We start from the raw sequence: 7,664 nt of genomic DNA, 5'->3' as shown, positions 1-7,664 counted from the left end.
CCATGATTTGAAGCGTACCGAATTTCTTGATCAGGTGCCCTGTGAAAAAGCCCGGCGCAAACATGGCGATCACATGCCACTCCAGCACCAAGGCTGCATCGTCAAAACTGAAGCCGCACACTTGCATGGCCAGCGGCGTTGCCGCCATCAGCAGGTTCATCACGCCATAACTCAAAGCGGCCGCTGCCGCAGCGACGATGAACACCGGCTGGCGCATGATTTCGCGCAAAGGTCGCCCCACGCTGTCGCCCGGCTTTTTGGCAGGTACTGCCGGGAAGCGGATGAAGCTCATGCACACCATGGCCAAGATCGCCACAATGCCCAACGCCATGTAAGCGCCCAAAAACGGCACTTCGTACATGGTGCGGGTGCGCGAGGCCAGGTTGGGGCCCACGATGGCCCCGATCAAACCGCCCGCCAGCACCAGCGAGACCGCTTTTTCCTTGAAGCCATCTGCCGCCAATTCGGCCGCCGCAAAACGGTACAGCTGGCCGTTGGCGCTGTAATAACCGGCAATCACCGTGGCCGCCACCAGGAGCCAGAAGTTGTGGCTCCAAGCGGCGTAAGCAGCCAGCAGCGCTGAAAACAAAGCCACAACCAGCCCCAGCTGAAACGACACTTTGCGCCCCCAGCGCGACTGGCTCTTGGCCACCAGCCCGGTCGACAGCGCACCGCCCACCACATAGCCCATGACGGGCAAAGTCGCCATCCAGCCCAGCGGCGCCATGCTCAGACCCACCAGGCCGTTGATGGCAATGAAGGTGACGTTGTTGGTGAAGAACAGCCCTTGGCAGAGCGTGAGGAGGATCAGGTTCGGATTCATACCCTGCAGTGTATCGCCGGCCCGTCCGCCAACTTCGCCCATTGGCGACTGCACGCGCCTTGGCACATGCGTTCACCAGACACCGGCCTTGGGGCAGCGCTGCCGTTGTGCAGGGCCAGGGGGCTGGGCGTCGAAGCGGCCCATCGCCCGGTAAAATCAGCCCTCTCGCCAGCCTGCCCAAGGTCTGGCCATCGCGGGCACCCTTGGCTGCCTGCACGATCTTCAGGACCCCTTGTGACCTACGCCCACGAAACCCGGCGCCGCCGGACTTTTGCCATCATTTCGCACCCCGACGCCGGTAAAACCACGCTGACCGAAAAGCTCTTGCTGTTCTCCGGCGCGATCCAGATCGCCGGTTCGGTCAAGGCCCGCAAAGCTAGCCGCCACGCCACGTCCGACTGGATGGAAATCGAAAAGCAACGTGGCATCTCGGTGGCTTCGTCCGTGATGCAGATGCTCTACCGCGAGCACGTCATCAACCTGCTCGACACCCCCGGCCACAAAGACTTCTCGGAAGACACTTACCGCGTGCTCACGGCGGTGGACTCGGCGCTCATGGTGATCGACGCGGCCAACGGTGTGGAAGCACAAACCCGCCGCCTGATTGAGGTTTGCCGTCAGCGCGACACGCCCATCATCACCTTTGTGAACAAGATGGACCGCGAAGTGCGCGACCCGCTCGACATCTTGGACGAAGTCGAGCGCGAGCTGGGCATGCCCTGTGTGCCCATGACCTGGCCTGTGGGCCAAGGCAAGAGCTTCGGCGGCATCGTCAACCTGCGCACGCAGGCCATGACCGTGTTCGACTCCGGCAGCGAACGCCTGCCGCAAGACTTCGAAACCATCTCCCTCACCGAGCAGGCCCAACTGGCCGAGCGCTTTGGCTTGGAATGGCAGACCGCCATGGACAGCATGGAGCTGGCCACCGGCGCATCGCCCGCGTTTGACGAAGAAGCCTTTTTAGCGGGCAAACAAACGCCGGTTTTCTTCGGCTCCGGCGTGAACAACTTCGGTGTGATGGAAGTGCTGGACGCTCTGGTCGATTTGGCCCCCGCGCCCCGGCCCCGCACCAGCAACCTGTTGGTCAACAAGCAACCCGTGGTCAAAGAAATTCAGCCCGAAGACAGCGCGTTCTCGGGCGTGGTGTTCAAGGTGCAGGCCAATATGGATGCCAATCACCGCGACCGCATTGCCTTCGTGCGCATGGCGTCTGGCAAATACACGCCCGGTATGAAGCTCAAGGTGCAGCGCACCGCCAAAGAACTGCGCCCCACCAGCGTGGTCACTTTCTTATCGCAACGCCGTGAAGCGGTGGACGAAGCCTACGCGGGCGACATCATCGGCTTCACCACCCACGGCGGCGTGCAGCTGGGCGACACCATCACCGATGGCGCGAATCTGCAATTCACCGGCTTGCCGTTTTTTGCGCCCGAGCTCTTCATGACCGTGATCCTGAAGAACCCGCTGCGCACCAAGCAACTGCAAACCGGCCTCGACCAACTCGGCGAAGAAGGCGCGATCCAGGTCTTTAAACCCGAGATCGGCGGCCCTATGCTGCTGGGCGCAGTGGGCCAGCTGCAGTTTGAAGTGGTGCAGCACCGCCTCAAAGCGGAATACGACTGCGACGTGCGTCTGGAAGGCTGCCAGTACACCGGCGCCCGCTGGATCACCGCCGACACCCCGGCCGAGTTGCGCGAGTTCACCAACGCTTACCCGCAGCGCATGTCGCTGGATGCGGCAGGCACGCTGGCTTATTTGTGCACCAGCCCGTACGACGTGCGGCTGGCGCAAGAGCGCTTTCCCAAGATCCACTTCCATCCGCTGCGCGAGCATGCGGGCTTGGCCTTGGGCTCGGCAGGCTGACACGCCCAAAGACCCGCCCTGGATGGGGGTGGGTCAAGCCTGGCCGATGCGCTGAAACAAGCCCCCGGGCAGGCGACCCACCTGGCCCATCAGCTCCAGCTCCAGCAATTGGGCTTGCAGCTGCGCCGTAGGCCAGCCGCACCGCGCTTGCAGCGCGTCCAGCCCCACCGGATCGTGGCCCAAAGCCCGCAGCAGCGCCCGCTCGGCCGCATCTCCTGCATTTTCATCATCGCCAGCAAGGCCCGACGGCGCATCGCCCCCCGCCTGGTCAGGCGCGTCCAAGGCCAGCGCGGACTGCACTTGGGGCGTAGGCATGTGCAATTCTTCCAAGACATCTTGCGCCGACTCGACCAACTTCGCCCCTTGCTTGATCAGCGCATGGCAGCCCTTGGATTGGGCCGAATGGATGGAGCCGGGCAGCGCCATCACATCGCGGCCTTGCTCCAGGGCTTGTTTGGCGGTGATGAGCGAGCCTGACTGCAACGCGGCCTCGATCACCAAAGTGGCCTGTGACAAGCCTGAAATCAGCCGGTTGCGGCGCGGAAAGTTGGGGGCCAGGGGCGGCGTGCCCAGCGGGTACTCGCTCAGGATCAGGCCGTTTTGTGCGATGCGGTGCGCCAAGTCGCGGTGCTGACGCGGGTACACCCGGTCCAGCCCGGTGCCGACCACGGCGATGGTGGCCAGCTGACCCGCACGGGCCCCTTGCAGTGCGCCCTCGTGTGCAGCGCCATCCACGCCCAAGGCCAGGCCCGAGACCACGGTGAGGCCACTGGCGGCCAAACTTCGGGCGAATTCGCTGGCGTTGTCGCGGCCTTGGGGTGTGGGGTTGCGGCTGCCCACCATGGCCAGCGCCTGCGTGGCCTGCAGCTGTTGCAAATGGGTGATCTTGCCCATGGCGTAGAGCATCAGGGGCGGGTCTGGAATTTGCAGCAAGGGCGCAGGGTAGTCGGCGTCGCCCAGCGTGACCACGCAGCGCTGGGGGGTGGTGCCGTTGTGGGTGTCGGCCTGCAGCCAGTCGAGTGTGTCTTGCACCAGTTCTGGGCAGCCCGCGGGCATCTGCAAAAGCGCTCGGGCCTGAACAGCGGTGACGACCTGGCACAAAGCGGTCTCGGTTTGTGCCAGCACGGCTTCGGGTTCCCCAAAGGCCGCGAGCAATCGGCGGGCGCTTTCGGAGCCCACGCCCGGCGTGAGCAAGAGCCGCAACCAAGCACCCAATTCATCGGGGGTGTTCACCATCATGTCTCCCTGCGCGGCTTGAGTGCCGTCTGTGGGGCCATTGTGGGTCAAAGTCGGTGCTGCGCCAAGCGCTTGCTGGTTTGTCGGGAGTCTCTCGGGTGCAGTGCCTAAAATCATGCTTACTTCAGTCCACCGATCGCCCCCTCATGTTGCCCACCCCGCCCAAAGCCGCGCCATTGCTGCGCATTTGTATTCTGGAAAACGACGACTTGGAGCCGCCCTTGCTGGAGCGCTACAGCCGAGTGGGGGCGATGTTCGAGCGCTTGTTCGCGCAAGCCGGGTTTGAGGGGCAAATCGACACCTTCAGTGCGCGGCACGGGCAATACCCAGTCAGGTTTGACGCTTACGACGCGGTGCTGTTGACCGGCAGTCGGGCCGATTCGTTTTCAGACGACCCTTGGGTGGTGGCCTTGCGTGCGTGTGTGACCCAATTGCTGCAGGACAAACGCAAACTGCTGGGCGTGTGTTTTGGTCACCAATTGATCGCGCATTGTTTGGGCGCGCCTGTGCGGCGTGCCCCGCAAGGCTGGCGTGCCGGGCGGCAGGTCTACGATTGGCTGGGGACTCCCAAGCAAGTGGGTGGCGCTGCTGGGCAGGCGGTCCAAATCGGTTTGCTGGCCAGTCACCAGGACCAAGTGCTGGCCTTACCGTCTGGGGCCACCTTGTTGGCCACCCACCCCGATTGTCCGGTGGCCGCTTACGCTCTAGGTGACCAGGTTTTTTGCATCCAGCCACACCCGGAGTTCACGCCCGATGTGTCCGCCTTTTTGCTCGACAAGCGACGCGCCACTTTGGGCGAATCTTTTTACCAAACGGCCATGGGCAGCTTGAGCGAGCCCCACGACGGTTTGGCGCTGGCGCGGTTCATGATCCATTTTGTGCAATACGGACTATCCGCTGGCCCGCCGCCTCTCGCCACGGAAATGACCGAAAATAAGCGAATTCCCAATTGATTTTTTGACCCATGGCTTTGCTCCCTATTCTTTGCTACCCCGACCCTCGCCTGCACAAGGTGGCCAAACCTGTGCAGGCGGTGGACGCGCGCGTGCACGCCCTGATCGACGACATGCTGGAGACCATGTACGAGGCCAGCGGCATTGGCCTGGCCGCCACCCAAATTGATGTGCACGAGCGCTTGGTGGTGATCGACACCTCCGAAGAGCGCAACCAGCCGATGGTGCTGATCAACCCCGAAATCACCTGGATGAACGATGAGCGCGTGAAGGGCGAAGAAGGCTGCTTGTCGGTGCCTGGCATTTACGATGGCGTGGATCGCGCGACCGCTGTCAAGGTGACGGCCCAGGACCGCAGCGGCCACCACCGCACCATTGAGGCCGAGGGCATGCTGGCCATCTGCATCCAGCATGAGCTGGACCACCTGATGGGCAAGGTGTTTGTCGAGTACCTCTCGCCGCTCAAGCAAGGGCGCATCAAGACCAAGATGGTCAAAGCCCAAAAAGCCGAGCGCTGAGCACGGCATGCGGCTGATTTTTGCGGGCACCCCCGAATTTGCCCAGGTGGCCATGGCCGCACTGCAAGCTGCAGGCCACGAGATTGTGCTGGCGCTGACCCAGCCTGACCGCCCTGCAGGGCGCGGCATGAAGCTGCAGGCTTCCCCCGTCAAACAGTGGGCGCTGGACCACCAAGTGCCTGTGGCCCAGCCGCGCAGCTTGCGGCTCGACGGTAAATACCCCGATGACGCCGCTGCCGCCCGCCAGACTTTGCTGGCCGCGCAGGCAGACGCCATGGTCGTGGCGGCCTACGGCTTGATCCTGCCGCAGTGGGTGCTGGATTTGCCGCCCAAGGGTTGCCTGAACATCCACGCCTCTTTGTTGCCGCGCTGGCGCGGCGCGGCCCCGATCCACCGCGCCATTGAAGCGGGGGACACGCAAACCGGCATCACCATCATGCAGATGGATGCCGGGCTCGACACGGGCGACATGTTGTGGGTTTTGTCTTGCGCGGTCGGCCCCGAAGACAGCACCGTGGTGTTGCACGATCGCTTGGCCGACTTAGGCGGGCAGGCGATCGTGCAAGCCTTGGGCGCTTTGGACAGCCTGCCCCGCCAGCCTCAACCGCCCGAGGGCGTGACTTACGCGCACAAGATCGACAAATCCGAAGCGGCGCTGGACTGGGCGTTGAGTGCCGAGGTGCTGGCGCGGCGCATTCGGGCCTTCGACCCGTTTCCGGGCATGACCGTCCCACTGACCACAGCCTCGGGCGTGGAAACCATCAAGCTCTGGCAAGCCACAGCTGAAACGGCCGCGCAGGCAGCTGTTCAGAACGCCACACCGGGCACCGTGCTCAGCGCCGATGCGTCGGGCGTGCGGGTGGCCTGTGGCCAAGGCCAGTTGTGCCTGACACAGTTGCAGCGGCCTGGCGGCAAGCGCCTGTGCGCGGCTGACTTTTTGCGCGGCTGCCCCTTGCAGCCCGGTCAGCGCTTGGTGGCCTGATGTTTTTTCGGCCCACGCTTTACCGCCGCGCCGAGTTCTGGCAAGGCCTGCGCGACCTGGCCCCGCAAGCGCCTGGTGTGGCGGCTTGGGGCCTGATGACGGGCGTGGCCATGGTCAAGTCGGGCATGAGCGTGTTCGAGGCCGTGGCCATGACCATGCTGGTGTTTGCCGGCAGCTCGCAGCTGGCAGCCATTCCACTCTTGGTCGCCGGAGCGCCGGCTTGGGTGATTTTGGCGACTGGTTTTTGCGTCAACCTGCGCTTTGTGGTGTTCAGCTTGCACTTGCGGCCCTATCTGATGCACTTGCCGCGCTGGCAGCGCATGTGCCACGGCTATTTCACCGCCGACATCACCTATGTGCTGTTCACCCGGCACTACCCGCAGCCTGGTAACACCGACGCCGAGCGCACGGGGCAAGAGGCTTATTTGGCGGGCAACTATTTCCTGAACTGGGGCAGCTGGATCGTGGCCAGCTTGCTGGGGGTGGGCTTGGCCAACCTGATTCCGCCGGAATGGGGTTTGGGCTTTGCAGGCATTTTGTGTTTGCTGGGCATCCAGTGCTCGCTGGCCAGCTCGCGCATGCGCATTTTGTCGGCCGCCGTGGCGGGTGCGGCGGCTGTCGCAGCCTACCATTTGCCGCTCAAACTCAACATCGTGGTGGCGATCGCTGTGGCCGTGATCTTGTGTCTCACGGTCGAAAAAATCCGGCCAGCGCAGAAGGTGGCGGCATGAACGAAACCGATCTGTGGACGCTGGCCGTCATCGTGGGCCTGGCGGTGGTCACGGTGGTGGCCCGCAGTTTCTTTTTCATCTCCAGCCAATCTTGGCAGTTGCCCGGCTGGGCGCAGCGCGGTTTGCAGTACGCGCCCATTGCGGCCTTGTCGGCGGTGGTCATCCCCGAAATCATCACGGTGCAAGGCGAGTTGGTCAGCACTTGGCAAGACGCCCGCTTGTACGCAGCTGTTGTGGGTGTGGCCGCTTACTTTTGGCGGCGCGATGTGCTGATCACCATTTTGGCGGGCATGGCGGTGTACCTGCCCTTGCGCCTGGGGCTGGGCTGGTGAGCAGGGCCGATCCTGCCTTCAGGATCGCAGCCTAGTGCGTGAATCTTTGCGAATCATTGTTTCTCCACTGCTTTTAAAATTGAGCTTGATTTCCCGATACAGGACAAGACCCCTCCCATGAACGTCATCCGTTTTTCTGAATTCTGTGCCAACGGCCAAGCCGCTGGACAACGCGTGTTCATCCGCGCCGACCTGAATGTGCCGCAAGCCGATGACGGCAGCATCA

General features: G+C 63.3%; 8 protein-coding genes. 6 read left to right on the top strand and 2 right to left on the bottom strand.

Translation table 11 applies throughout. From position 1 onward, the window contains the following. Positions 1-823: MFS transporter (locus Q0341_RS13075; RefSeq protein ID WP_299514091.1), on the bottom strand; the 823-nt coding region annotated here is incomplete at its 3' end. Positions 824-1,057: 234 nt separating this feature from the next. On the opposite strand from Q0341_RS13075, the gene Q0341_RS13070 reads away from it, so the two are divergent. Then, complete coding sequence (locus Q0341_RS13070; RefSeq protein WP_299514088.1) at positions 1,058-2,686, top strand: peptide chain release factor 3; 1,629 nt, start codon at positions 1,058-1,060, stop codon at positions 2,684-2,686. Positions 2,687-2,719: 33 nt separating this feature from the next. On the opposite strand, the gene dprA is transcribed toward Q0341_RS13070, so the two are convergent. After that, entirely contained in the window at positions 2,720-3,922 is a 1,203-nt protein-coding gene (dprA, locus tag Q0341_RS13065) for a DNA-processing protein DprA (RefSeq protein ID WP_299514093.1), read from the bottom strand. Between the two features lie 146 nt (positions 3,923-4,068). Here dprA and Q0341_RS13060 point away from each other — a divergent pair, with 146 nt between their 5' ends. From Q0341_RS13060 to Q0341_RS13040, 5 genes are read left to right on the top strand one after another with little or no spacing between them, the layout of a single operon-like run. Next, complete coding sequence (locus Q0341_RS13060; protein WP_299514086.1) at positions 4,069-4,875, top strand: amidotransferase; 807 nt, start codon at positions 4,069-4,071, stop codon at positions 4,873-4,875. 11 nt (positions 4,876-4,886) lie between these two features. Then, a complete protein-coding gene (def, locus tag Q0341_RS13055; RefSeq protein WP_299514084.1) occupies positions 4,887-5,393 on the top strand; it encodes a peptide deformylase in 507 nt (168 codons plus the stop codon). 7 nt (positions 5,394-5,400) lie between these two features. Continuing rightward, positions 5,401-6,375 (top strand): methionyl-tRNA formyltransferase, encoded by a 975-nt coding sequence (fmt, locus tag Q0341_RS13050; protein WP_299514083.1) that lies wholly within the window; start codon positions 5,401-5,403, stop codon positions 6,373-6,375. Then, on the top strand, positions 6,375-7,106 hold the full coding sequence (locus tag Q0341_RS13045) for an AzlC family ABC transporter permease (protein ID WP_299514080.1): 732 nt from the start codon (positions 6,375-6,377) through the stop codon (positions 7,104-7,106). Before fmt ends, Q0341_RS13045 begins: the two co-directional genes overlap by 1 nt. Beyond that, positions 7,103-7,438 (top strand): AzlD domain-containing protein, encoded by a 336-nt coding sequence (locus tag Q0341_RS13040; protein ID WP_291915124.1) that lies wholly within the window; start codon positions 7,103-7,105, stop codon positions 7,436-7,438. Before Q0341_RS13045 ends, Q0341_RS13040 begins: the two co-directional genes overlap by 4 nt. Positions 7,439-7,664 lie beyond the last annotated feature (226 nt).

Source organism: uncultured Limnohabitans sp. (genome assembly GCF_937889215.1).
GTDB lineage: Bacteria > Pseudomonadota > Gammaproteobacteria > Burkholderiales > Burkholderiaceae_C > Limnohabitans_A.
This window is presented reverse-complemented; position numbering and strand designations above follow the sequence as displayed.